The 25,214-nt window shown below is 55.5% G+C and carries 29 protein-coding genes; 15 read left to right on the top strand and 14 right to left on the bottom strand.

Features of this window, described 5'->3' with window-relative positions; genetic code table 11:
• Positions 1 to 53: 53 nt before the first annotated feature.
• Positions 54 to 500, top strand: coding sequence for a DUF441 domain-containing protein (locus tag CWM52_RS15735; protein ID WP_100684939.1), 447 nt, complete (start codon positions 54 to 56; stop codon positions 498 to 500).
• Here CWM52_RS15735 and CWM52_RS15730 read toward each other — a convergent pair.
• The gene (locus CWM52_RS15730; RefSeq protein ID WP_165785403.1) at positions 484 to 1,278 is read right to left on the bottom strand and encodes an AraC family transcriptional regulator; all 795 of its coding nucleotides are present in this window, start codon (positions 1,276 to 1,278) and stop codon (positions 484 to 486) included. The genes CWM52_RS15735 and CWM52_RS15730 overlap by 17 nt on opposite strands.
• 97 nt (positions 1,279 to 1,375) lie before the next feature.
• Between CWM52_RS15730 and CWM52_RS15725 the strand changes: the two genes are divergently transcribed.
• Positions 1,376 to 2,560: a CynX/NimT family MFS transporter gene (locus tag CWM52_RS15725; protein ID WP_100684937.1), complete on the top strand. Its 1,185-nt coding sequence runs from the start codon at positions 1,376 to 1,378 to the stop codon at positions 2,558 to 2,560.
• Positions 2,561 to 2,630: 70 nt separating this feature from the next.
• Here CWM52_RS15725 and CWM52_RS15720 read toward each other — a convergent pair whose 3' ends face one another.
• Complete coding sequence (locus CWM52_RS15720; protein WP_100684936.1) at positions 2,631 to 3,323, bottom strand: CTP synthase; 693 nt, start codon at positions 3,321 to 3,323, stop codon at positions 2,631 to 2,633.
• Between the two features lie 191 nt (positions 3,324 to 3,514).
• Here CWM52_RS15720 and CWM52_RS15715 point away from each other — a divergent pair, with 191 nt between their 5' ends.
• Positions 3,515 to 4,024, top strand: coding sequence for a DUF523 domain-containing protein (locus CWM52_RS15715; RefSeq protein ID WP_100684935.1), 510 nt, complete (start codon positions 3,515 to 3,517; stop codon positions 4,022 to 4,024).
• On the top strand, positions 4,011 to 4,367 hold the full coding sequence (locus tag CWM52_RS15710) for a DUF488 domain-containing protein (RefSeq protein WP_100684934.1): 357 nt from the start codon (positions 4,011 to 4,013) through the stop codon (positions 4,365 to 4,367). Before CWM52_RS15715 ends, CWM52_RS15710 begins: the two co-directional genes overlap by 14 nt.
• Here CWM52_RS15710 and CWM52_RS15705 read toward each other — a convergent pair.
• Complete coding sequence (locus CWM52_RS15705) at positions 4,357 to 4,599, bottom strand: DUF333 domain-containing protein (RefSeq protein ID WP_100684933.1); 243 nt, start codon at positions 4,597 to 4,599, stop codon at positions 4,357 to 4,359. The genes CWM52_RS15710 and CWM52_RS15705 overlap by 11 nt on opposite strands.
• Positions 4,600 to 4,896: 297 nt before the next feature.
• Here CWM52_RS15705 and CWM52_RS15700 point away from each other — a divergent pair, with 297 nt between their 5' ends.
• From CWM52_RS15700 to CWM52_RS15690, 3 genes are all read left to right on the top strand, one after another.
• On the top strand, positions 4,897 to 5,910 hold the full coding sequence (locus CWM52_RS15700; RefSeq protein ID WP_100684932.1) for a sensor domain-containing diguanylate cyclase: 1,014 nt from the start codon (positions 4,897 to 4,899) through the stop codon (positions 5,908 to 5,910).
• A 120-nt stretch (positions 5,911 to 6,030) separates the two neighbouring features.
• On the top strand, positions 6,031 to 6,132 hold the full coding sequence (locus CWM52_RS15695; RefSeq protein ID WP_100684931.1) for a YoaK family small membrane protein: 102 nt from the start codon (positions 6,031 to 6,033) through the stop codon (positions 6,130 to 6,132).
• 215 nt (positions 6,133 to 6,347) lie between these two features.
• Positions 6,348 to 6,470: a hypothetical protein gene (locus tag CWM52_RS15690; protein WP_100684930.1), complete on the top strand. Its 123-nt coding sequence runs from the start codon at positions 6,348 to 6,350 to the stop codon at positions 6,468 to 6,470.
• 40 nt (positions 6,471 to 6,510) lie between these two features.
• Here the strand turns inward: CWM52_RS15690 and CWM52_RS15685 are convergent, their stop codons facing one another.
• The 3 genes from CWM52_RS15685 to lpxP form a co-directional block, all read right to left on the bottom strand.
• Complete coding sequence (locus CWM52_RS15685) at positions 6,511 to 6,774, bottom strand: DUF2534 family protein (protein ID WP_100684929.1); 264 nt, start codon at positions 6,772 to 6,774, stop codon at positions 6,511 to 6,513.
• A gap of 126 nt (positions 6,775 to 6,900) precedes the next feature.
• Positions 6,901 to 7,539 carry a leucine efflux protein LeuE gene (leuE, locus tag CWM52_RS15680; RefSeq protein ID WP_100684928.1) on the bottom strand — a complete coding sequence of 213 codons (639 nt, stop codon included), beginning with the start codon at positions 7,537 to 7,539 and terminating at the stop codon, positions 6,901 to 6,903.
• 92 nt (positions 7,540 to 7,631) lie between these two features.
• The gene (gene lpxP / locus CWM52_RS15675) at positions 7,632 to 8,546 is read right to left on the bottom strand and encodes a kdo(2)-lipid IV(A) palmitoleoyltransferase (RefSeq protein ID WP_100684927.1); all 915 of its coding nucleotides are present in this window, start codon (positions 8,544 to 8,546) and stop codon (positions 7,632 to 7,634) included.
• Between the two features lie 788 nt (positions 8,547 to 9,334).
• On the opposite strand from lpxP, the gene fecI reads away from it, so the two are divergent.
• The 6 genes from fecI (at position 9,335) to CWM52_RS15650 (ending at position 16,786) form a co-directional block, all read left to right on the top strand.
• Positions 9,335 to 9,853 carry a ferric citrate uptake sigma factor FecI gene (gene fecI, locus CWM52_RS15670; RefSeq protein WP_100684926.1) on the top strand — a complete coding sequence of 173 codons (519 nt, stop codon included), beginning with the start codon at positions 9,335 to 9,337 and terminating at the stop codon, positions 9,851 to 9,853.
• Complete coding sequence (gene fecR, locus CWM52_RS15665; protein ID WP_100684925.1) at positions 9,850 to 10,797, top strand: ferric citrate uptake sigma factor regulator FecR; 948 nt, start codon at positions 9,850 to 9,852, stop codon at positions 10,795 to 10,797. The genes fecI and fecR overlap by 4 nt, the downstream gene beginning before the upstream one ends.
• A 95-nt stretch (positions 10,798 to 10,892) precedes the next feature.
• Positions 10,893 to 13,223, top strand: coding sequence for a TonB-dependent Fe(3+) dicitrate receptor FecA (gene fecA, locus CWM52_RS15660; protein WP_100684924.1), 2,331 nt, complete (start codon positions 10,893 to 10,895; stop codon positions 13,221 to 13,223).
• A gap of 72 nt (positions 13,224 to 13,295) precedes the next feature.
• Complete coding sequence (locus CWM52_RS26160; protein ID WP_133121752.1) at positions 13,296 to 13,520, top strand: hypothetical protein; 225 nt, start codon at positions 13,296 to 13,298, stop codon at positions 13,518 to 13,520.
• 211 nt (positions 13,521 to 13,731) lie between these two features.
• Positions 13,732 to 14,919: an HD-GYP domain-containing protein gene (locus CWM52_RS15655; protein ID WP_100684923.1), complete on the top strand. Its 1,188-nt coding sequence runs from the start codon at positions 13,732 to 13,734 to the stop codon at positions 14,917 to 14,919.
• Between the two features lie 82 nt (positions 14,920 to 15,001).
• Positions 15,002 to 16,786 (top strand): diguanylate cyclase, encoded by a 1,785-nt coding sequence (locus CWM52_RS15650; RefSeq protein WP_100684922.1) that lies wholly within the window; start codon positions 15,002 to 15,004, stop codon positions 16,784 to 16,786.
• Positions 16,787 to 16,812: 26 nt separating this feature from the next.
• On the opposite strand, the gene CWM52_RS15645 is transcribed toward CWM52_RS15650, so the two are convergent.
• Positions 16,813 to 17,421, bottom strand: coding sequence for a histidine phosphatase family protein (locus CWM52_RS15645; protein ID WP_100684962.1), 609 nt, complete (start codon positions 17,419 to 17,421; stop codon positions 16,813 to 16,815).
• A 240-nt stretch (positions 17,422 to 17,661) separates the two neighbouring features.
• Between CWM52_RS15645 and CWM52_RS15640 the strand changes: the two genes are divergently transcribed.
• Both CWM52_RS15640 and CWM52_RS15635 read left to right on the top strand, forming a co-directional pair.
• On the top strand, positions 17,662 to 17,907 hold the full coding sequence (locus CWM52_RS15640; protein ID WP_100684921.1) for a YmjA family protein: 246 nt from the start codon (positions 17,662 to 17,664) through the stop codon (positions 17,905 to 17,907).
• 178 nt (positions 17,908 to 18,085) lie between these two features.
• Complete coding sequence (locus CWM52_RS15635; protein WP_100684920.1) at positions 18,086 to 18,568, top strand: cold-shock protein; 483 nt, start codon at positions 18,086 to 18,088, stop codon at positions 18,566 to 18,568.
• Positions 18,569 to 18,759: 191 nt separating this feature from the next.
• On the opposite strand, the gene CWM52_RS15630 is transcribed toward CWM52_RS15635, so the two are convergent.
• The 7 genes from CWM52_RS15630 to CWM52_RS15600 form a co-directional block, all read right to left on the bottom strand.
• Positions 18,760 to 19,782: a C45 family autoproteolytic acyltransferase/hydolase gene (locus CWM52_RS15630; RefSeq protein WP_100684919.1), complete on the bottom strand. Its 1,023-nt coding sequence runs from the start codon at positions 19,780 to 19,782 to the stop codon at positions 18,760 to 18,762.
• A gap of 21 nt (positions 19,783 to 19,803) precedes the next feature.
• A complete protein-coding gene (gene glnQ, locus CWM52_RS15625) occupies positions 19,804 to 20,526 on the bottom strand; it encodes a glutamine ABC transporter ATP-binding protein GlnQ (protein WP_100684961.1) in 723 nt (240 codons plus the stop codon).
• Positions 20,527 to 20,528: 2 nt separating this feature from the next.
• A complete protein-coding gene (gene glnP / locus CWM52_RS15620; protein WP_100684918.1) occupies positions 20,529 to 21,185 on the bottom strand; it encodes a glutamine ABC transporter permease GlnP in 657 nt (218 codons plus the stop codon).
• Between the two features lie 52 nt (positions 21,186 to 21,237).
• Positions 21,238 to 21,990, bottom strand: a complete 753-nt coding sequence (glnH, locus tag CWM52_RS15615) for a glutamine ABC transporter substrate-binding protein GlnH (RefSeq protein ID WP_100684917.1) — start codon at positions 21,988 to 21,990, stop codon at positions 21,238 to 21,240.
• 148 nt (positions 21,991 to 22,138) lie between these two features.
• Complete coding sequence (locus CWM52_RS15610) at positions 22,139 to 22,690, bottom strand: carboxymuconolactone decarboxylase family protein (RefSeq protein ID WP_100684916.1); 552 nt, start codon at positions 22,688 to 22,690, stop codon at positions 22,139 to 22,141.
• Positions 22,690 to 24,030 (bottom strand): aspartate aminotransferase family protein, encoded by a 1,341-nt coding sequence (locus tag CWM52_RS15605; RefSeq protein ID WP_100684915.1) that lies wholly within the window; start codon positions 24,028 to 24,030, stop codon positions 22,690 to 22,692. Before CWM52_RS15605 ends, CWM52_RS15610 begins: the two co-directional genes overlap by 1 nt.
• 130 nt (positions 24,031 to 24,160) lie before the next feature.
• Positions 24,161 to 25,021 carry a MurR/RpiR family transcriptional regulator gene (locus CWM52_RS15600; RefSeq protein WP_100684960.1) on the bottom strand — a complete coding sequence of 287 codons (861 nt, stop codon included), beginning with the start codon at positions 25,019 to 25,021 and terminating at the stop codon, positions 24,161 to 24,163.
• Positions 25,022 to 25,214 lie beyond the last annotated feature (193 nt).

The raw sequence follows: 25,214 nt of genomic DNA, 5'->3' as shown, positions 1-25,214 counted from the left end.
CGCTATTACGCGTAAAGTAGACAGGCTTATAATTTGGGCAAGGATCCCCGTTCATGTTCGATACAACCCTGTTTATTCTGCTGGGGCTGGCCGCGCTGGGTTTTATCAGCCATAACACCACCGTGGCCATTTCTATCCTCGTTTTAATCATCGTTCGCGTCACACCGCTTAACGTCTTTTTCCCGTGGATTGAAAAGCAGGGGCTGACGATCGGCATTATTATTCTGACGATTGGCGTCATGGCCCCCATTGCCAGCGGCACGTTGCCGCCATCGACGCTGCTGCACTCGTTCGTCAACTGGAAGTCGCTGCTGGCGATTGCCGTGGGCGTCTTCGTCTCATGGCTGGGCGGGCGCGGCGTGGCGCTGATGGGCTCGCAACCGCACCTGGTGGCCGGACTGCTGGTCGGCACGGTCCTCGGCGTGGCGCTGTTCCGCGGCGTACCGGTTGGCCCGCTGATCGCCGCCGGCATCATTTCCCTGTTTATCGGGAAGTCGTAACCAGACTCGCAAGGTAGCGCCCTGGCGTCTGGCCCAGCCCCTTTTTAAACATCGTAATAAACGCGGTCGTCGAATCATATCCCAGCGTTTGCGCGGTCTGCTGAACCGTTTTCCCGCCAATCAACAGCTGCAGGGCAAGAATCAACTGCAACTGATGACGCCAGCGGCGAAAACTCAGCCCGGTCTCGCGCACCACCAGCCGCGCCAGATTCCGTTCGCTCATCGCAAATTCGGTCGCCCACTGCCCCAGCGTCTGCCAGCGGGCCGGATCAACCGCCATCAAATCCGCCATCTGACGAATCTTCGGATGCGGGGAAACCGGCAGTTGCAGATGTTCCTGCGGCTGCCGCGGGAGCTCATCGAACAGCACCTGTACCAGCCGTTGCGTTGTCGGATGGGCAAACGCCTCGCCGTGACGTCCGGCGAGGGTCAGGATAAGCTCGCGAACGAGGGGAGAAATTTTTAAGGTACAGCAGTGCGCCGGCATTGGCGCGGCATCCGGTTCAATAAACAAAAAACTGATTTGCGCCCCCGGCGTAGCGCGGTTGCTGTGCGGCATCTGCCCCGGGACCCACACCGCGTACTGCGGCGGCACCATCCACATGGCGTTCTCCACTTCGCAAGTGAGCGCCCCATGCAAAGCGAGGATCAACTGGCCTTTGCGGTGTTGATGGCGAGGGATAAACTGCTCGTTCTCCACCACCTGAATGCGAAAAGCGAGCGCCGATTGATGACCGCTGTCCGGATCGTAGCCATCAAGGCCAAGTCCTGTCATGATTTTGTCCGATATTAGCGATAATCTGTCATTTTAGCTTGATTTAAAGCACCGGCAAACGCGCTATTGTAGCCGCCCTGTTTACTCGTCAGAGATTGCCATGAGTTCTGTTTTGCCTTCTACCGGCCGCCGTCATCTGCTGCTGATTATCGGGATTTTATTGATTGCCTCTACGCTACGCGTGACGTTTACCGGCGCAGCCCCGCTGCTGGACGCCATTCGCGCTGACTATGGTCTCTCCACCGCACAAACCGGGATGCTCACCACATTGCCGCTGCTGGCCTTTGGCCTGGTCTCCCCGCTGGCGGCAGGCGTCGGGCGCTGGCTGGGCATTGAACGTAGCCTGCTGGCGGCGTTAATCCTGATTTGTCTGGGCATCGGATTGCGTTCGCTCCCGTCCACCGCCCTGCTCTTTAGCGGCACGGCGATCATCGGCTGCGGAATTGCGCTCGGTAACGTTCTGCTGCCGGGTCTGATCAAACGCGACTTCTCACAGCATGTTGCCAGGATGACCGGGGCCTACTCGATAACCATGGGCGGAGCGGCCGCGCTGGGTTCAGCCATGGTGGTACCGCTGGCGCTGGCGGGTTTCGCCTGGCACGGCGCCCTCTTGATGTTAATGCTCTTTCCGCTGCTGGCGCTGCTGGTGTGGTTACCGCAAACGCGCAAGAGCGCGACCGCGCCGCTCACCGGTTCCGGCGCCATGCACAATCGCGGCATCTGGCGCTCCGCGCTCGCCTGGCAGGTCACGCTGTTCCTTGGCATCAACTCACTGGTCTATTACGTGATTATCGGCTGGCTGCCGGCCATTTTACAGAGCCTTGGCTACAGCGAAGCGCAGGCGGGCTCCCTGCATGGTTTGCTCCAGCTGGCCACCGCCGCCCCTGGTCTGGCGATTCCGCTGATTCTTCATCGTCTAAAAGACCAGCGCGCCATCGCGGTCAGTGTGGCGCTGATGTGCGCCATCAGCGCCTGTGGGCTGTGGTTCTGGCCGGGACAGGCGGTAGTCTGGACGCTTATCTTTGGTTTCGGTTCGGGGGCGACCATGATTCTGGGGTTGACGTTTATCGGCCTGCGCGCGAACTCCGCGCACCAGGCGGCGGCATTGTCAGGGATGGCGCAGACCATCGGATATCTACTGGCCGCCTGCGGACCGCCGCTCATGGGGAAAATTCATGATGCCAACGGCGACTGGCAGATCCCGCTTATCGCCGTGGCGCTGATTTCAGTCGTGATGGCGCTGTTCGGCGCGCTGGCCGGACGCGACCGGGAGATAAACGGATAATCGTCCGCTAAGCCGCCATGGCGATGGCGGCGATGCGACCTGAATCCTGTGAAATTAACCGGCGGTGAGATTATTGACTCGCGGCATGTAAAAACGCCTGCACCAGCGGTGAAGGACGCCCTTCCAGGGCATGACGTTCATGCTGGAACAAGGTCGCCACAAAAAACGGGTGCGTGATCAGCTCCACCGCGCGAATCTCGCCCTCTTCATCCCACCCGGTTACCCGCAGCTCCCCCTGTTCCAGTTCACGGGCAAAGCTGTCGGCAATACCGTAGTTACAGTGGTAGCCCTCTGCGATAGTATCGCGACCATACGCACGGGCAATCAGGGTATGAGCACGCAGTTCAATAGTGTCCGACTTTTCAACCAGCGAACAGCTTAGCGGCGCTATCACCATCCGTCCTGCGCTATCGGTTTCAGCATGGGCCGCATCCTGCCAGCCCATCACGTTACGCGCATATTCGATTATTGCGTGCTGAAAACCACCGCAGGTTCCGAGGAAAGGCACGCTGTTTTCGCGCGCGTAGCGAATGGCGGTAAACGCGCCCTCGGCATTTTCGTACGGGCTGGCGGGCACCACCCAGATAGCATCGTAATCCACCAGCGCGTCGGTATGGTGAATATCACGAGTTGCCAGCCAGTCATAGCGTACGGGCAGTTCCAGCACGGCGGCAGCGTCATCGATAGCGAGGGGGATAGCTTTATGGGCAATCACGTCAGGATTGTAGTCGCCAACCAGGGCAATACGCAGGGGGGTGTTCATAGCAGGATCCTTATGTCAGAGCGATTTTCGGGCAACACAAGGAAGCTCAGATTAGCGATCTCCTTCGCGGAACACAACCCCTGTTTTCATCGCGACACAGAGCCCTTCGCGCTTTCTGCTTGCTTTACGCGCGGGTAATTTCCGCGCGCAGGCGCTATTGTATAGCGCAGAGAAATCATGATGGACCGCCTATGAAAAGCAAAATTTTGGTCAGCGCCTGCCTGATGGGTTTTCAGGTTCGCTATAATGGCAGCGAAAAAGCGCGGCTCGCCGACGTACTGGCGCGCTGGCAGCGCGACGGTCGGCTGGTGATTCATTGCCCGGAGCTCGCCGCCGGGCTGCCGGTCCCCCGACTCCCGGCCGAAATCCTTCACGCCCAGGGTACGGATGTTATGCAGGACCGCGCGCGTATCGTTGAGAGCGACGGTCAGGACGTCACTCCGCACTATCAGCTGGCCGCCTGGCTGGCCCTGCGCGCGGCGCAGGAAGCCGGTTGCGAGGCCGCCTTGTTAACCGACGGCAGCCCGACCTGCGGCAGTCAGTTCATTTACGACGGGACGTTTAGCGGGCAGCGAAAGCCGGGTTCAGGCGTGGCGGCAACGCTGCTGCGTGAACACGGAATCACGGTTTTTTCCGAGCGACAGCTTCCCCAGCTCCTCGCCTGGATGCAACAGAGAGAGAATAGCGATGATTCACTGTAAACGCGTTTATGACCAGCCACAGCCCGGCGACGGTTACCGCGTCCTGGTCGACCGGCTCTGGCCGCGCGGTATGAAAAAAGAGGCGTTGCGCTACGATGAGTGGTGCAAATCGCTCTCGCCCTCTTCAGCGCTACGTAAAGCGCTGCACGGCGAGGCGATCGATTTCGCCAGCTTCAGTCAACAGTATCGCGAAGAGCTGGATGCCCGGCAAGACGAAGGATTACGCCTCGCCACGCTGGCTCATCAACAGCCATTAACCCTGCTGTATGCCGCCAAAGATACCCGGCAAAACCATGCGCGGGTACTGGCTGACTGGCTGGAAAGCCTGCCGGTTAAGGCTTAGCAGGATGGTCCCGGCGCCATAGCGTCCATTCATCCACGGTCTCTCCGCCGGGAAGTTTGCAGTCCGTACGTACGCCTTGCGGCGTCTGAACCGGAATCAGGCTACCGCCTTTCTGAGTACAGTAGACGGAAGCCGGGTTGGCCATGCCGATAGACTGCGGCGGCGGCGGGGCATCCTGTTGCTTCACGCAGCCAGCGAGGGCCAGCGGCAGCATCATTATCATCCACTTCATTTCTGCTCCTTCTTTGCACAGAGCACGTATTTGCCCTGATTCTTCATGGTTTCTCCATTTTAACTGCACTTTTGCTTCTTAGAGTAGCGCTTGTTCTCGAACGAACCAGAGAACAGATCATTCCATAATCAATGAGTTTTCCCCGTCGCCCCCGACGGGGCTTTTTTCCTGCTGCGATCGCAGGTATTCCCTTAACAAATATGTTAAATTTCTTGTATCTATGTTTACTCTTCGTTGGTAGCCGTTTTCCAGCATAAATGACGGACGGCCCCACCCGCGATCGGGAGCCGTACATTCATGTCAGATTTTATTCTTGCTCGCGTCTCGCAAACGCTCGCCACTGAACATTCCCTCGAAATGTTAGTCAGGCAGCTGCTTGAGATGCTGGAGCTGGTGACCCGAATGGAGTCGACCTACCTGACTCGTTTTGATTTAGCCGCGCAGCGCCAGCAGGTTCTGTATGCGCATAACAGCAGCGAAATGCAGATCCCGGAAGGGTTTTCGGTGCCGTGGAATGAGTCGCTGTGTAAGCGTGCAATCGACGAAAACTGCCGGTTCAGTAACGATGTCAACAGCCGCTGGCAGTCGTGCATTGCCGCTCAGGAGCTTGGTATCATCACCTTCTTCAGCATTCCCGTGCGCCTCGCCGATGGCTCGCTGTACGGCACGCTGTGTGCAACCAGCCGCCATAAGCAGCCCTATAACCTTGAAGCCACGCAGGTCATGGAGCTGTTCGCCAACTTAATTTCTCACTACGTCGAGAAAGAGACGCTGGTTGCCCGGCTTCGCGCCGCCAACGTGGCGCTGGAAATGCACTCCTGTACCGACGAACTGACCGGTTTAGCCAATCGCCGGGCGCTGTTTAAGCATCTGTCGGCCATGTTTCCCCGCGAGCGCGAACAGCAGCGTAATATTCTGCTGATCTTTATCGACCTTGACGATTTTAAAACGATAAACGATCGCTTCGGTCATCAATGCGGTGATCACTTTTTGATTCAAATCGGCGAACGCCTGAATGCGCATATTCGCCCGGGGGACCTGGTGGGACGTCTCGGCGGCGATGAGTTTTTGGTCGTCAGCCACGGGCTCGACAGGGGGCAGCAACAGACCTTTATTGCGACCCTGCGAGAGGCCCTGCGTGGGATTTACTGTGTTGGCGAACAGCGGATTAACTATCCCGGCGCCAGCTTTGGCGTCGCTGAGGTCAATCCGCAGGTTCAGGATGTCGAAAGTGCGCTGCGTGCTGCGGATGACGCCATGTATCAGGATAAAAAGTCCCGTCGGCGGAATGCCTTCCTGAATATTGATTAAAATCTGCTGGCGATATCCAGTATGATAGCGAGGTTTTCCGGTAAGCTGTTCGCATAGCAGGTAACGGCTTAATGATTTTGTGGCAGGACAGGTCGTATTTTTAGCTTCAGGGGTAACATCATGAGATTGGGTATTCTTTTCCCGGTGGCCATTTTTATCGTCGCCGTTATTTTTCTCAGTTGGTTTTTTGTCGGCGGCTACGCGGCTCCGGGCGGCGCGTGATGAAAAAAAGCACCATTCTGATGATTATCATCGCCATCGTTGCCCTGGCCGGCGTTCAGTTTGGCTGGTGGTAGTGTTTGCGACAAGAGATCATTGGTCAGCGTGTTATTGCGGAGTTATCCTATCCACTCAATAAGTTAACGCTATACACTCACTTCATCAGCCGATCCCGCAAGCTCTTTGCCCACGGACGGTGGACAACGGAGAAGTGAGAAATGAAAAAACCGATCGTGTTACCGTTGATTCTTGCGCTATGCACGCTGTTATCGGGATGTATTGTTGACGACGGTTATCACCACAGGCACCACCATCATCATTATGATGGCCGCGGCTGGTAACAGAAATGAAGCAGGGCGAACGTCCGTTCGCCCCGTCGTTTTAGTCCTGGCGGTCAGAACCTAAAAAGATGAAGCCCAGCGGAATCGAAAACAGCAGCGTGAACACGATGCTGTAGACGGTCACCATCGCCCCCTGCAGGAAAAACATCGATGTGCTCCATTCGGAGTACGGCATGTTGTATTCGCTAACGACCCCACCAAACGTTGCTCGCCCCACCACGGTGAGCGCGATGACAAACACAATCCCTATCGACAAGAAAAATTTCTTGCTGTTTTTGTTGCTGATGAGTTTTTGCACAAGCATCCAGGTTCCCTTTTCTCCGACTGATAATCGGCGGTATATGTAACATTAATGCAATAAAAATTGAAGGGTTTTTGTTACAAGCCAGAGGATATGGCGATCTGGCCGGGATCACTACCGGCCAGCGGTTTATGATTGCAGGGTTGCCAGACGGGCGGCAAAACCAACAAACACCAGACCAATCAAACTGTTGCCAATTTTTGCCAGTTTCTTTCTGGTCTTGACGTAGCGCGTCACGAACGAACCGGACAGGATCAGGAAGCTCATATACATAAAGCTAATCACCTCCAGCGTCAGCGCAAGGATAAAGAACGCCAGCCCGGGCGTGCTGGCATTGACGTCGATGAACTGCACGAAAAAAGAGACATAGAAAAGAATAGCTTTGGGATTCGTCAGGCTCAGCGTCAGCGAGCGTTTCAGAATCGCGCTCCCCGGTTCAGCCCCGGCATCCGCGTGCCCTTCCCGCTGAGTCAGCACGGAATAGAGCATTTTGCCTCCCAGCCACAGCAGGTAAATCGCCCCCAGATAGCGCACGATATTAAACAGCACCGGCGTGGTCTTAATCAGGGTCGCGACGCCGGCAAAGGCCAACAGCATCAGCACCGCGTCGCCGATAAACACGCCAGCTGCCGCCAGGTAGCCCTTCTTAACGCCGTGCGCGATACCGGTTTTCAGTACAAAAAAGGTATTAGGGCCGGGCACCAGGATGATAAAAATAGCCCCGATCAGATAGGTCAGATAATTCAACACACCAAACTCAGCGAACACGCTGCACTCCTTCGCTTTCAACATAAAAACACGATCGCGCTCACGTTAACGCAACTGCCGCGATTTTGAAAGCGCTTACGGTGCGGGTTAGCTTAGTAGAGCGAGCCTTCGCCCAGCGGGCGGGTTTTAAAGCGCCGATGGACCCACAGGTATTGCTCCGGCGCGCGCAGAATCTCTTTTTCAATCACCCGGTTGATGTAGCTGGCCGCATCCTGTTTATCTTCGCCAGGATAGTCATTGAGCACATCGCTGATGTGCAAGGTGTAACCTTTACGGTCCATCTTACGTACCATGCTGATGCTCAGCATCTTCGCACCGGAGAGACGCGACAGGACATAGGTACCGTTTGTCGTCGCCGCCTGAGGGACGGAGAAGAACGGCGCAAACACGCTGCCTTTCGGGCCGTAGTCCTGATCCGGGGCGAACCATACCGCTTCGCCGGCTTTCAGCGCGTGCACCAGACCCGATAAATTACGCCGATCGATCATCGCTTTATTCGAACGCAGACGTCCGCGGGTTTGCACCCACTCCATCAGCGGGCTGTTATGCGGGCGATAGGTCGCCATCATCGGCCGACACAGGCCCATGGTACGACCGCCGAGTTCCAGCGACATAAAGTGCACGCCAACGACCATCACGCCCTGCCCGGCACCTAACGCTTTGTTCAGATTTTCAAAGCCTTCAACGGCGAACCATTTTTTCACCCGCTCATCGCTCCAGAACCAGGCCATCCCGGTTTCGATAAGCCCCATGCCCAGCGACATAAAATTCTGCTCAATCATCTTGTCCCGCGCTTGCAGCGACATGTCCGGAAAACAGAGTTCGAGATTGCGTCGGGCAATATGTTCACGACGCTTAAGGAAACGGCGTGACGCCTTCCCTGCGCTGGTGCCGATGATGTGTAACAGAGGATAGGGTAGTTGCACGATTAACCAGAGGATGGCCAGGCCAAACCAGGTCCCCCAGTTGCGAGGGTGCAGAAGACTTTTATTAAAAGCGCAAGACATGATTTTTCCTGTAAACATCAATAAATGAGTAGCGCTTAAGGAAAAAACGAAGTCCATTCATCAGTCGTTAGGCGGTACGTATGGCAACTGTGACAATAGTAATCCGGCTAAATTCACTCCGGCAAGTAAAAAACATCCCTGAGCAGAAAAAAACATAACCCCCTCACAGTTGTTACAGAATGTAAAATAAAATAGCAGATCTGATGACAAATATTTACTGAAGCAATCCTTTCCTCGCTAATTATTTCGATTTGCTGATTGCACATAATTAAATCAGTTTGTACTCATCCACCGCATATCGCTGCGCAATCCCTGTCATCACTGGCCGGCGACACCTTGCCAACCGGCCAACCCGCTGACGACGGCGCAGGGGTAAAAGTACAAACGTTGCTAAAGAATCCACGCGAGTCAATATAACTATTTCCCATATTTCAGAACCAGGATCTATAAATAGCATGTAACGTATCTTTTCATTCATTTTCTATATATAAAATAAGAATCACCTTATTTTATAAATCCGCTGAATGTCTGGCGCTTGCGGCAAATAAATCGCATATTATTCGTATATAACGAACAATTATCATTTTTTATCCCCACTCTTCGGCGCTAACCCGTCGGTGAAACAGGTCCGAGACCTGATAGCGTAAAATCGACAACATTTTATAATCGCAACAATCACTTATTGAAATTAGTCTTGCCGCCGCGCATTTTTGCGCCCCCTTTTAATTGTAATGATAACCATTCTCATATTAACATATCGCTATTGATAACCTGTTTTGAAGCCGATCATGTCTCAGCTTTCCGCCGTCACACCGCCCACGCTCGCCTCGCTGTATCAAGCCCATCACGGCTGGCTGACACACTGGTTAACCGTTAAGCTGCAATCCGCCTTTGACGCCGATGATGTGACTCAGGATACCTTTCTGCGCATCATGGGCAGCGAATCCCTCAGCGCTATCCGCGATCCTAAATCCTTCCTGTGCGTCATCGCCAAACGGGTGATGATCGACAGGTTTCGTCGTCATGCGCTGGAACGCGCGTGGCTGGAGATGCTTGCCCGCCTCCCGCAAACTCAGGCCCCTTCACCGGAACAACTGCACCTTCAACTGGAGACGCTGCAGCAGGTCGATGCCATGCTTGATGGTCTGAGCCGGAAAGCCCGCGCGGCCTTTTTACTTTCGCAGCTGGAGGGGCTGACCTATGCCGATATAGCCGAACGTCTGACGGTCTCGGTAAGCTCGGTGAAAAAATATGTCGCCAGGGCAACCGAACACTGTCTGCTCTTTCGCCTCGAGAATGGCCTGTGAGTTCCGCGTTATCCGAATCCCGTCGGCAGGCTCTGCGTTCCGCCTCGCACTGGTACGCGGTATTAAGCGATGGTCGCGCCAACCCGCAGCAGGAGGCCCGCTGGCAACAGTGGTATCAACAACACCGCGATCACCAATGGGCGTGGCAGCAGGTCGAAAACCTGCGCCAGCAGATGGGACAACTTCCCGGCCCTCTTGCCAGCCGGACGCTCAATGACAGCCGCCTGACCCGCCGCCAGGTGCTCAAAGGCGTGCTGCTGCTGCTCGCCGCTGGCGGCAGTTGGCAGATGTGGAACAGTGAACTGGCGGAAGGATTGCGCGCCGATTACCGGACGGCAAAAGGCCTGCCGCTGCGGCAAACGCTCAACGACGGTACTCTGCTGACGCTCAATACCGACAGCGCCGCCGATGTGCGTTTCGATGACCGCCAGCGCCTGATACGCCTGCGCTACGGCGAAATTGCCATTACCACTGCCCGTGACCGCCAGCAGCGACCGTTTCGCGTCCAGACCCGCGACGGTTTACTCACCGCGCTGGGCACCGAATTTACCGTCCGTCAGTTGACCCGTGAGACGCGCCTGACGGTACAACAGCACGCCGTGGAGGTGGCGCTGCCAGACGGCCAGCGGACGATTATCCACGCGGGCGAGAGCCTGTGGTTTACCCGCGATGCCTTCTCCCGCCTTCAGCCGCTGAACAGCAGCGATGCCAGCTGGACACAGGGCGTTCTCAGCTTCCGCGATCGGCCTCTGCGCGAGGTGATCGCCACCCTGTCCCGCTATCGCCCCGGGGTCTTACGCTGCGATCCCGCCGTCGCCGGTTTACGCCTGAGCGGCACCTTTGCGCTGGGCGATAGCGATGCGATTTTGCATATCATCGCGCAGACGCTGCCGGTAAAACTGCAGTTTGCCACCCGCTACTGGGTCACTGTTGTCGCGGCCTGAGAAAAAAACAAAAAATTCGCCTTCTCGATTGTCCCTTTTCACCTGCTCGTTCGACTTAACAGGTGATGACAACCAAAAACGATCGTGGAGAACACATGACGCCTTTACGCGTATTACGCAAACCCATGCCTCTGGTGATGGCAATCCGTTTAAGCCTGCTGCCGCTCGCGGGGCTGACCGCAGCGTCCGCTTATGCCGCCACGCAGTTTGACATTGCCGCCGGGGATCTGGACAGCGCTCTGCACCAATATGCCGCCCGTAGCGGGATCACGCTCTCAGCGGATGCCAGCCTGACCCGCGGAAAACACAGTGCTGGCCTGCGCGGCAGCTATGAGGTGGAAGACGGTCTGCAAACGCTGCTCACCGGCAGCGGCCTGCGGCTGAAATCGCTGGGCAATCATGCCTGGACGCTGGAACCGGCGCCGGTTGATACGGAATCGACGCTGACGGTGGTCGGCGACTGGCTTGGCGAGGCGCGGGAAAACGACGTTTTTGAACACGCCGGCGCCCGCGATGTTATCCGCCGCGACGATTTCGCCAAAACCGGCGCCAGCACCATGCGCGAAGTCCTGAATCGCATTCCCGGGGTCAATGCGCCGGAAAATACCGGTACCGGCAGCCACGATCTGGCGATGAACTTTGGTATCCGGGGCCTGAACCCACGCCTCGCCAGCCGTTCGACGGTGCTGATGGACGGTATCCCGGTCCCCTTCGCCCCCTACGGTCAACCTCAGCTCTCGCTGGCGCCGGTATCGCTCGGCAACATGGAGGCGGTGGATGTCGTTCGCGGCGCGGGCGCCGTGCGTTACGGGCCGCAAAACGTGGGTGGGGTCGTGAACTTTGTCACTCGCGCCATCCCGCAGGATTTCGCCATCGCGGGCGGGGTGGAAGGACAGCTCAGCCCGAACTCCTCGCAGAACAATCCCAAAGAGACCCACAACCTGATGCTGGGCGGTAGCGCCGATAACGGACTGGGGGCGGCACTGCTCTATTCCGGCACCCGCGGCAGCGACTGGCGTGAACATAGCGCCACGCGCATCGATGACGTGATGCTGAAAGGCAAATATGCGCCAAACGCGACGCACACGTTCAACAGTTTGCTGCAGTACTATGACGGCGAAGCCGATATGCCCGGCGGTCTGTCCCGCGCCGATTATGCTGCCGATCGCTGGCAGTCCACCCGCTTAAAAGATAGCTTCTGGGGACGACGTCAGCTCGCCAGCCTCGGCTACCAGTTCCAGCCTGATGCGCAGCGCAAGTTCAATATCCAGGGCTTCTATACTCAGACATTGCGCAGCGGCTATCTGGAGCAGGGAAAACGTACAACCCTTTCCCCGCGTGAATACTGGGTTCGCGGCATCGAACCGCGTTACAGCCAGAGCTTTATGCTCGGCGCCTCCGCTCACGAAGTCGGCGTCGGCTATCGCTACGTAAATGAATCCACGCACGAGATGCGCTACACCACCCCCACCGTCAGCGGCAAGCTACCCGACACCAACAGTCCGTACGACCGCGATACCCGCTCAGGGACCGAGGCTCACGCCTGGTATATCGACGATCGCATCGATATCGGCAACTGGACGGTCACGCCGGGCATGCGTTTCGAACATATTGAGTCTTACCAGGACAACAACCTGAAAGATACCCGCCAGCAGGTGAGCTATAACGCCCCGCTGCCGGCGCTTAACGTACTTTACCACCTCACAGACAGCTGGAATCTTTATGCCAATACAGAAGGATCGTTCGGTACCGTACAGTACAGCCAAATTGGCAAGGCTGTGCAAAGCGGCCATGTGGAACCGGAAAAAGCCCGTACCTGGGAAGTCGGCAGCCGCTACGACAACGGCGCGCTGAGCGCAGAGATGGGGCTGTTCCTGATTAACTTTAACAATCAGTACGACGCCAACCAGACCAACGATACCGTGACCGCCCGCGGCAAAACTCGGCACAGCGGGCTGGAGACCCGGACGCGTTACGACCTTGGCGATCTCAATTCGCAGCTGGACAACCTGTCGGTCTATGCCAGCTATGCCTATGTCAACGCCATCATTCGTGAGAAAGGCGACACCTACGGCAACCAGGTGCCTTTCTCGCCCAGGCATAAAGGCACGATCGGAGTGGACTACAAACCGGGCAACTGGACGTTCAACCTCAACAGCGATTTTCAGTCCAGCCAGTTCGCTGACAACGCCAACACCGTGGAAGAGAGCGCTGACGGCAGCACCGGCCGCATTCCGGGCTATATGCTGTGGGGCGCCCGCGTCGCCTATGATTTTGGCCCGCAAATGGCCAACCTCAACCTGGCATTCGGCGTGAAAAACATTTTCGACCACGCGTACTACACCCGCTCCTATGATGATAACAACAAAGGTATTTATGCCGGTCAGCCGCGTACCTTGTATCTGCAAGGCGCCATGACCTTCTGATGATGCAGCGGTGACGGAACACCTTGTGCTGCTGTTCCGTCACCGTCCCGGCATGGGCGGTGACGGTGGCGTTTGCGCGCGGCTTTGCGCCTTGAGTCCCTGTACTGGTTTCACGCCGCCAACGCCTTTCGAGAAACCGCGCGTCCTTCAGCGGCGGCAAGCGTTCATCACCCCATCATCGTTCCGGTTCTAAAATTCGTTTTGCCAATGGTCAAAATAGCCAGCTATCATCCCGGCGGCGAAATAACGCAACCGGCTCACGACAATGTATTTTCTTTTTATGAGCAAAATGATTAACTGACGACTGTTAAAGACTTTTTTCACGCTTTATGTGCCTTTGTCGCCACGCATTATGGGCTTGAGTATTGCTATAAATGAAATTATCCCGGAATTTACTTACCGATCATTTCGCTGCGTACTGGCGTCTCTTTCCCCCGGCTGGCGTTATCTGGACACAGATCACCAGAATGAGCCGATATTATCCCGATCACGCGGATGGAGAAAAACGATGCGTCTCGCCTTAAAATCAGCATTGATGCTAACCACGCGCGTTATACAGATAATCAACCCGGAACTTCAGTTGCATATGCAGCGCACGGCGTTAATTGCCCTCGAACTCTCGCTGGCCCTGAAGCTGCCGCGAGCGCAACAGCAGACCATATTTTGCGCCGCGCTGCTTCACGATATTGGCGTGCTCGGCGATAAACGAATCGTTACGTCGCTGAATGACATCGATAATATCGAAGACCCCCACCAGCAGCGGGGCGCCGAGATGCTCGACGGCTTACCCACCTTCGCGCCCGTTTTGCCTCTTATTCGCCATCACCATTTTAACCCGGCGCGTAAAGGCAACCTCGAAGAGCATATCGTTTTTTTTGCCGATGCTTTTGAACGTCTGCTCTCTGGCGGAAATATCACCACCAATCATTACCCCGACATGATCATCGACACCTTTCGCACCTTGCATCAAGCGATCGATCCGATGCTCTGTGACACCGTCTGCCAGCTCGCGCAAAAAGAGCATTTCTGGCTGCATCTTCACCCCGGACATATCCAGAGGATGCTGGAAATCATCGGCCCGATAAACGAGCTGTCCATCGATATCGACGGGCTAAAAGATATTTGTTTGTTAATCGCCAAAATTGTCGATACCTACAGCAGTTTTACCGCCAGCCACAGTATTATGGTCGGCGAAATATCCCACCTGCTGGCAACCTATATGCATCTGCCGGAAGAAGAGTGTAAAAAAATCGAGATTGCCGGTTATTTGCACGATATTGGTAAAATTAATATCCCGCTGGATATCCTGGAAAAGCAGGGTGAACTCACCCCTGATGAACTGCGTCATGTGCGAGAACATAGTTATATGACCGGTGAAATTCTCAGCACCTTTAGCGAACTGGGGGAAATCATTAACTGGGCGGCGAACCATCATGAAAAACTCGATGGCAGCGGCTATCCGCTGCATCTGAATCAGGATTATCTGCAGCTGCCTGACCGGATCATCGCCATTGCCGATATCTTTACCGCCCTGACCGAAGATCGCCCCTATCGCGTCGCCATGCGTTATCAGGATGCCTTACAGCTGATAGAGAACGATGTTATAAATGGCGCCCTGGATAAAGATGTTTTTTGTACGTTATGCCAGCATGCCGATACGCTGCATAGCACGATTATTTGCAAAAAACGCCGCTAACCCTCTGCCCGGAAATGGGCCGAAGCGGGTTCTATAATTAGACCTGACCTCATTTGTTCATCTGCATGCAAGGAAAATTCGGGTGAGAATCGCCACCATGACCAACTGGGCCTACGGGATCACCGTTTGCCTGACCATCACTTCCGGTATTGCCATGCTGATGGCGTCCAGCGCGGAGACGGCCGAACGCCGGGCCGTACAGCAGCGGCAGATCTTCGATCAATTAACTGAATCGGTTGAAACCGAGAGCTGGGAATTATCCGACCTCGCTCGCGCTTACGTCATTAACAAAAATCCGGATCTCTTACAGGAATACCGCCAGCAGGCCCGTTCGCTGAAGACGATAGAGCAGCGGCTGGAAAAGCTGAAAGATCAGGGAGCGACCTCCCAGGAGCTGCTGTTGCTGCGCGAGGGGCTGCAGATAGCGGATGAGCTACAGGATGAACAGCAGACCGCGCTTGTCAGTATTGAACGTGGCGCAGACAACGAGGCGATCGCCCTGCTCTACGGCAAGCCTTATGAACAGGATCTGGACCGGGTACAGACGCAGATCGATCACTTCCGCCTGATGCTGGAAGGCCGGGCCGCCAGCGCCATTGCGCAAGCCACGGCAAAATCGCACACCTGGCGTACCTTATCAGAAATCATGGTCGCCCTGACGGCGCTGATGTTCCTGTTTGTCCTCGGGTTTATCCTTCAACGGCGGGTATTGTACCCGGTTGTCCGTTTAAGCGATGTGGTACAACGCCTTGCCTCACAGGATTATGCCGTCGAAGCCCCCCGCTTCACGCAGATCGATGAGATTGGCGATATGGCCCAGGCGATCCGTATTTTCCGCGAAAATGGCCTCGCGCGTCAGCGTCTTGAGCAAGAGCGGGATGCTGACTGGGCGATTCGCGAATTGCTGGCGCGCATGACCCAGCGTCTGCAAGGCTGCGAATCTTTTGAGGATGTCATCAAGGTCGCCGAACTCTTCGCTCCGCATATCGCCCCCGCGATTCCCGGACGCCTGTATGTTCTCGAAACCAACCCCTGGCAGTTGCGCTGCGTGGCGCAATGGCTCTCGCCGCCGGATGAACCCGATGTCTTCTACCCTGACAACTGCTGGGCCGTGCGCCGGGGGTTAAGCCATCCGCCGGTCAATGGTGAGCCAGACATCGCCTGTTCGCACCTGCCCGAGGCCTGCATTCACCAATCGCTTTGCGTGCCGCTGGTTGCGCAAGGGGAAGCGATCGGCCTGCTCTCCTTCAGGAACGTCACCTCTGCCACCGCCCCTTCTCGCGCCTATCTGGAACTGATGGCCGAAGCGCTGGGCCTGGCGCTGGCAAACCAGCGTCTGCGCAGCGCGCTGCTGGAAAAAGCGCTGTTCGATTCGCTCACCGGGCTGCGTAATCGTCATCATCTGGATGATGCCCTGAATACGCAAATCAATCTCGCGGTGCAAAACCATACGCCGCTGAGCTGCCTGATGATCGATATCGATCACTTCAAAATGATTAACGATCGGTATGGTCATGAAGCCGGCGATCTGGTGATCAAGAGCGTAGCGGCGATTGTGCAACGCGCGGTACATGACAGAGGGATGGCTTTTCGCTACGGCGGCGAGGAGTTTCTGGCGCTGCTTGCCGGCGCCAGTGAAGAGTCGGCCCGGACCTGCGCCCAGGAGATTTACGACAATGTCCGCAGCCTGACCCTGCGCGATGGCCTCAACGATATTGGCCAGGTGGATGTCTCGATAGGCATTGCCAGTTTTCCGCAGCATACCCAGAGCGACAGCCTGCTGCGCGCCGCGGATGCCGCGCTTTACCGGGCCAAAGAGCAGGGTCGCTCCAGAATCGTCAGTTTCGGCATGCTGAAAACCGACTAAAGACCATAAGGGGATAAGCTGGCCGCTTATCCCCGCACCAGCAGATGGGTGGCTATCCCCCATGTCACCAGCGATAAGCGGCCTTCAGCACGCTCCAGGATCGAGTAGCTGCCATTCAGATGCGCATAGCGGGGAAAGTTCTCCAGGCCGTGGCCGTCAAGTCTGGAGACAACCGCCTGAATCACCTGACCATGAGAAACCACGCACACACACCGATCCCCGGCCTCAGCGGCGTCAAGCAGCGCCGCTGTCGTTCTGTCGGCGGCCTCGGTCAGCGACTCGCCGTGCGGCGGTTTCACATTCGGATCGCCGGAGTAGATTGTCTCGAACAGCCTGCGCCTCTCGTCATCAAGTTGTGGGTAGACCGTGCCCTCTAATGGCCCCAACCCCCGTTCCACAAGCCGCGAATCAAAGCGGATCGGACAGGCAAAATGGGCCGCGATCGGCATGGCCGCCGCGACGGCGCGACCTGCTGGAGAAGAGACCACCCGATCGATCTTCTCGCCATCAAGCGCGCGGATCAGCGCCGCAATTTGTCGATGCCCGCGCGCGGTCACCGGGCTATCAAGGTGCCCCTGCAGGCGGTTAACGCCATTCCATTCGGTTTCACCATGTCTTACGAGCAATATCTTCATTAACGGCATCGGGTTACGAGTTATCGGGCAACATTACCATCCGCAGAGAATAAAAAGAAAGCGCTCCCCTGACACGCTTCCCGTTAACGGTCAGAGCGCCCGGCAAAACGCAAAGAGGCCGTGCTTGCTCACGGGCGTTTCTCGCTTTCTGACCGCCGCCGCGCGGGTGGCAGAAAAAATGAAATAAGGATGTTATGATCGCCGGCAAATGATGCCGGCATTAACCTGAGGGGCTACTGAATGAATAATGAAATACCGCTAAAATATTATGACATCGCCGATGAGTACGCGACGGAATGCGCAAAGCCGGTCAGTGAATCAGAACGCGATCCTCTGGCGCGCTATTTTCAGCTGCTGCTCACGCGTCTCATGAACAACGAGGAGATCAGCGAAGAGGCCCAGGGCGAAATGGCGCGTGAAGCCGGTCTTCATCCGGATCGGATCGATGAGATTGCGATGTTCCTCAATCAATGGGGCAATGAGTAGCTCCCCTGGCTCTCTGACCAGGGTAAACCGGCGTGTGGTTATTCTGCTGCACGCCATTCTCTCTCGCGTAGTCCAAATTTATCGTCCAGACTGAAACCAAAGGCGTGGTCTGCGCAGGCATTGTGCATTACACTGCGCGCTGCAAAAATTGAGTTAATACATGATTAAGTAGGTGGTAATGGCGATGAACGGAACGATCACAACTTGGTTTAAAGATAAAGGTTTTGGATTTATCAAAGATGAAAACGGCGATAACCGCTATTTTCATGTGATTAAGGTCGCCAATCCTGAGCTGATTAAGAAAGATGCGGCGGTGACCTTCGAACCCACCACCAATAACAAGGGTTTGTCAGCTTATGCGGTGAAAGTGGTGCCGGAAAGCAAATACATCTATATCGCCGGCGAGCGTCTGAAGCTCACGTCGATCAAATCCTACCTGGTCTACAGCGAAGAAGTGCCTGCCGATACCCGCATTGATAAAGAAAATGCGGTGCTGTCCGTGGGGATCCTGATGAGCAGCATCAAGCCGAAATCCGACGTTAAGCCCGGTGATATGCGCTCGCTGAAAAAACTGGCGATCACCACTTTTCAGGGTACGACATTGATCTTCTCGGAAGATGAGATTGACATCGATACCACGGTGAAACTGCTTAAAGTCTGAGCGCATGGCCTCTGAGCCTGGGCCGACATTCTGCCCCCTTGTGGCGTAGCCTGTCGGCCCCAGGCACACCGCGCTTAATACGCCTTCTCTCTCCCGAACCCGCAATTGTATGGCGCTATTGCGGCCCTGCGTGCGGTGCCCGTCTTCACCAGACTCACCCCGGCGCATTCGCGTCATTCACTTCATGCAGGTCATGCATTCACCACACCTTGCAAGATGGCCTGCTGACGATCCAGGGTGAAAATGCGCCACTCCACCTGCCGGGCATTCAGCACAAACAGGGCCGTAGCCAGGGTATTCTCCTCATCCGGATCCTGCGGCGATAGACGGTATATCGGTAGTTCCGCATCCTGCCTGTCGGATAGTATTGCCAGGGCGCCAGCGGCATCCAGTTGCGATGACGTTGTTAACTCGTCAATAAGGCGAGCCTGGCGCGAGGCGGAACTGTCGGTGATCACCTGCTGCACATCCCCGAGCGATTCGTGGATCAAATGGTTAGCATGGCCAAATACGCCATCCAGCAAACGCACGGAATAACCGGAGCCGGTCGCTTCAATGCTGAACAGACGACTATCCCCGCACTGTCCAAGGGTGTGATGGAACGCGCCTGAACGCGGCGCTGAGGTTAAAACGGCAATGGCCTCATCCAGCGTCCCGGAGTTCAGCGCAGCGCGCGCGAGGATTTGCCGCGGTATACCGACGGGCCGGTGCAGCGCGCGAATGTTGTTTACGGTATTCACGATCCCCCGGGCATTGACTGCGAAGGTATGACCGCAAAGCGAACCTGGGTATGCAAAGCTGGAAAAGGCCATCCCCTCGGTGGGTGAAATACTGACCCACGCGCAATCGTCGCGTAACTGCGGGAAACCGTCTTCGTTGTGGGCGATAATGCTCTCCCCCTCGGGGCTCGCCCCCGCTACCGTGGTACAGCCATCGGACGTGGATCGCACTAAATCGCCCCGGCAGTTCCAGGCGAAAACTTCGTCAACCGGCGCCTGTAACCCCGCCGCCATACCGGCCAGCTCTTGCCAAATCAGCGGAAACTGCTTTTCAACCAGGGCTCGCATCGCCTGGGTTTGAGCGCTGTCTTTCATCGCGATGACCGTTTGCCACAGCGGAATATGTACCAGTTTTTGATGCCAGGCGCGGCGGCCGAACTCGCCCAAACGTTGACCAACGGCAAACGGAGAGCCACTAATTGTTATTTTTTGCATAGGGTTATTATCCACTTCTGTTCAGGATACGTGTTGCAGGAATTCTTTCAGGCGCGGATTGGTGCTCGCGTTTAGCAGCATATCAGGTGCGCCATCTTCGGCAATGGTTCCGCCATCAATAAAGATCAAGCGCGATGCCACGTCACGCGCAAAGCCAATTTCGTGCGTGACAATGACCATGGTCATCCCTTCATCGGCCAGCGAGCGCATGACCTTTAGCACTTCATGGCGCAGTTCAGGGTCAAGCGCGGAAGTGGGCTCATCGAACAGCATCATTTTCGGCTTCACCGCCAGCGCGCGCGCAATCGCCACGCGCTGCTGTTGGCCGCCGGATAACTCCGCTGGATAGTGGTTAGCGCGCTCCTTCAGACCGACGCGATCCAGCAACGCCAGCGCCTGTTCGCGTGCCGCCGCTTTACTCTGCTTACGCACCCGAATGGGGCCAAACATCACATTCTCCAGCGCGGTTAAATGCGGAAAGAGATGGAACTGCTGGAACACCATACCCGCTTCACGGCGGATATCGCATTCGTTGGCGTGCGGATCGGTAATATGCATCCCCGCCACCAGCAGCGTGCCAGAGCTAATCTCCTCCAGCTTATTGATACAGCGCAGCAGCGTCGATTTACCCGACCCCGATGGCCCGATAATCACCACCACTTCTCCGGCTTCAATTTTCAAATTGATATCATGCAGCACGGGCGTCGTGCCGAAGCTTTTAGATACTGCGCTAAATTCAACCATGCTCATAAAATGTGGATCCTTTTCTCTAGTTGCTTCAGCAGAAAACTCAGGCATAACGTCACCATCAGATAAATCAACGCCACTGCCGTCCACACTTCCAGGGCGCGAAAGTTTCCGGCAATAATTTCCTGTCCTTGCCGCGTTAACTCAGCCACACCGATAACAATGAACAACGAAGTATCTTTAATGCTGATAATCCATTGGTTACCCAGCGCTGGGATCATACGCCGCAATGCCAGAGGCATAATCACATGCCAGATGGTGTTACGTTGCGATAATCCCATTGCCAGACTGGCTTCTTTAAAGCCTTTATTGATTGATAAGATTGCGCCACGCGTTATTTCGGCGATATAGGCCCCGGAGTTAATCATAATCGTCGCAATCGCGGCGGTAACCGGGTCGATACGCACAGGCAATATCATCGGCAGAGCGAAATAAATAAACATCACCTGCACCATGATCGGCGTACCGCGAATTAACTCAACAAACACTAACGACAGCGTTTTCGCGATCCGGCCGCCAAACGCCCGGCAGGTTCCGGCGAATAAACCAATAATAAACCCACCCAACAGACCTGACAGCGAAATAATCAATGTCAGTTGCAATCCCTGCAACAGCAGCGGCAGGGATTGCCATATATAATGACTATCAAAATTCATAATAAAACCGGCTCAGAAGGAATATGGGCCGAATTTCTCCGGCCAGAAGACGTTATTTAGGCTGTTTGTCAAACCACTTCACATAAATTTTGCCGTAAGTTCCATCTGCGCGTAATGCCTCAAGCGCGGCGTTGATCTTTGGCGTCAGGCTGCTGTTTTTCTGCATCGCGAAGCCATACTGCTGTGGCAAAATGCTATCGGTTTCCCCGGTGGATTTGACTTTACCACCGCCGGCCGTCTTCACGTAATAGAGCACGTTCGGTGAGTCATGTACCACGGCGTCGAGGTTCCCTGCCTGCAGATCGAGATAGGCATTGTCGATATTCGGAAATTCAATATAGTTAGCTTTGTATTTCGATTTCATAAAGGTCGCGGCGGCGGTGCCTTGTTTAAGCCCCACTTTTTTGCCTGCCAGGTCGCTGAAGCGGGTGATGCTATTATCACCTTTCTTCACCGCTATTAACAAATCAGCGTTATAATATCCGTCGCTAAAATCGACAACCTGTTTTCGTGCATCGGTAATGGTAATACCCGCCATTGCCACATCTAAATTACGCGATTGCAAGCCAGGAATTAACCCACTAAAATCCATGGGGCGTAACTCGTAGCTTATATTCATTTTTTTAGCAATAGCATCCCACAGGTCGATATCAAAGCCTACGTATTTATCACCTTGTTTAAATTCAAAGGGGACAAATGCCGTATCAACACCCACCGTTATTTTATCCTGCGCCGCAGCTAAAAAACTGGTGGGGCATGCGACCAGTGCCAGTGTAATTTTTAATTTGCTAATAAAAGTAGACATAATAACCCTCAACGTCGATGAGAAAGTATATAACAGAACAGATGTTGCGCCCGCTGAAGGGCTAACAACCGGTGTGTGTATTCCATGACAAATTAAGCAAGCAACCTGGAGTGAAGAAAAAAGACTCTCCAGTTTGCCGGTCAATTATTTAAGCGGGAATAATCTCATCCCCGGTATCGGGTACTGGCGTCTGCGCGCCGTTCATAATCATAGAAAGTAAACTGTAATAACCATTAATGCCCATCAAATCGACCACGCCCTTTTCTCCCCAAAGCGCGATGGCGTGTTGCCAGGTATCATCGCTGATTCTTTTCTCTCGGTGCAGCTGCTGGCAGAAGTGATAAACCACCCACTCATCCGCTTGTAAATCCACCGGCAGACAGCATTCATTAATCGCCTGTACCGCCGCGGCTGAAATGCCCTTCTCACGGGCAATAGGCGCATGAATCGCCCATTCCACCGGCTGGGACCAATGGCGCGCGGTCATGAGAATAGCCAGTTCAGACAACCGTTGTCCGAGCGCGCTGCGATAGCGCAGGTACTCCCCCATGCGCTGTGCATGGGCCATCAATTCGGGGCTGCGCAGCAGCGGTTCAAAGGGCGGCAACAGTGCGCCGCGGGGGCCGTTAATGATCTCCTCCGCCAGCGGGCGCTGATGTTCATCCCACTCCTGTTCGGCCAGCGGCGGTAAACGATTCATCATACTGGCCTCGCTAACTTGTGCGTCTCTGCACGAATGACCTGATGCAGCGTATCAACCACGAAATCAAGCTGCGGTTGCGTAATGATAAACGGCGGGGCTATCAGAATATGATCGCCATATTGTCCATCGATGGTTCCTCCCAGCGGGTAGACCATCAGGCCACGGGACAGACAGTTGGCCTTGATTGCCGCATGCAGCTTTAATGCGGGATCGAACGGGGTTTTGTCCCCTTTGTCATAAACCAACTCCACGCCGGCAAACAGGCCACGTCCACGAGTGTCCCCGACATGCGGTAGCTCACCCAGCACATCACGCAGCGCGTTTTGTAGGTAATGCCCCTGTTGTTTCACCGCATCCAGCAAGTTATCGCGCTCGATAACCTGCTGGACCGCCAATGCGGCGGCGGCGGCAGTGGCGTGACAGATATAGGTATGTCCATGCTGGAACAGACCGCTGCCGGCCTGAAGCGCGGCAACAATCTTCTCGCTGGCCAGCACCGCGCCGATCGGCTGATATCCGCCCCCCAGGCCTTTAGCGATGGTCACCAGATCCGGGACAACGTCATCCTGCTCGAAGGCGTGCAGCGTGCCGGTACGCCCCATGCCGCACATCACTTCATCGGCAATATACAAAATGCCGTATTTATCGCACAGCTGACGCACGCCGCGCAGGTAACCCGGGGTCGGCGGGGTCGCACCGGTTGTCGCGCCGACCACCGTTTCTGCGCAGAAACCGATAATGGTTTCCGGGCCGGCCTCGATCATTGCCTGCTCCAGTTCCAGCAGCAAACGATCGGTATACTGCTGCTGGCTCTCATCCTCGCGACGGTCGCGGTATTCATTGCAGGCGGCGACGCGAATCACGTCGATTAGCAGCGGCGCGAATTGACGACGACGCCACTCATTGCCTCCCACGGCCAATACCCCCAACGTATTGCCATGGTAGCTCTGCTTGCGGGCCATAAATTTGGTGCGCTCCGGCTGACCGATTTCGACAAAATACTGGCGCGCCAGTTTCAATGCGGTTTCTACCGCTTCGGAGCCCCCGGAGACAAAATAGGCGTAGTTAAGCTCGCCCGGTGCCTGGCGAGTCAACTGCTCCGCCAACTGCTCAACGGTATCGCTGGTAAAGAAACTGGTATGCGCGTAGGCCAGCTGGTCGATTTGACGATGCAGGGCTGCCAGCACGTCGGGATGCCCATGCCCAAGGCATGAGACGGCGGCGCCGCCGCAGGCATCAAGATAACGTTTGCCGCTGGCATCGGTGATGTAAACACCTTGCGCGCTCGCCGCGACGGCGGGGGTGTGGCGTAAGCTGCGATGAATGATCTGACTCATGCTCTGTTCCTGCTCCTGAAAACGCTATTGCGTACTATGAGGATTATCTTGCAGGATTCATTTGAATCACTTCAACGCAATTATGATGCATATGTATTTAATTTTCTTATTACAGAGACAAGTGCTTCATTTACCCGGATTTGCCGGGAACCACATAGGCGCCGGAGTCGATCAGATAGCGCTCAGCACTCTCGATTTTGCTGACCGCCTCGTTGCCGTGACGCGCCACCAGCATCGCCAGCAGACATTCCGCCAGCCCCATACCGGAGACGACAGACGGGAAAAACGAGGGGCTGTCGATTGAAAACAGCAATGTGCACTCCGCCGCCTGAGCTAACGGGGAGACCGGTGAGTCGGTGATGGCGATAATACGGGCGCCGGCCCGCTGCGCCGCATGCAGGACATCCAGCGACTCTCGTGAATAGGGGGCGAAACTGGTAAGCAGCACACAATCGCCAGCGGTGAGTTCGCGGGTAAACAGTTCAATGTTGCTTGCCAGACCATCAATCAATGACACCTGACGGTTGAATAAACGGTAGACATAATACAACGACCAGGCAATCGGGAAGCTGGCGCGAAACCCGCAGATATAGACGTTGTCCGCCTCATCCAGCAGCGTGACGGCTCGCGGCATCGCCTGCTGATTTTCACGCCCGGTGAAGGCCAGATTGGCCTGATGCGCCTGAAAGACTTCCTCATACAGCTTCGACTGCGTATCTTTGGCAACGAGTTTTTTTGCTTTAGATACATATGTATCATTACGTAAGCCGAGATCGTCAATAAAGGCATCCTTCAGCTCTCCCCAGCCGCTAAACCCGAGACGCTGCGCCAGACGCAGCAGCGTGGCGGGTTTCACCCCGGCTTGCGCGGCGAAAGCGCGCATGGATTGCACAACCAGTATATTCACGTTTTGCAGACAAAACTCTGCGGCCCGCTGTAACTCAGGTGAAAGCGTACTGAACTGACTGACAATATTTTCTTGTGGATTCATCATGTTGGTCACCGGATTTCAGAAACAAATATCTAAACACATTTGTGATTGAGACTCTACACTGCGGGTCGCCTCACTCTTGCCACTCATCCGCTTAGCCTGAGAGTCGCGCGCCGACCATCGGCCATGCGCAGAGACGGCAGAGAGCAGCGGTCGCGGTTTTGAAGTGGCCCGACCGGCGACCATGAAGATA

This window comes from Raoultella sp. T31 (assembly GCF_002806725.1).
GTDB lineage: Bacteria > Pseudomonadota > Gammaproteobacteria > Enterobacterales > Enterobacteriaceae > Klebsiella > Klebsiella electrica.
This window is presented reverse-complemented; position numbering and strand designations above follow the sequence as displayed.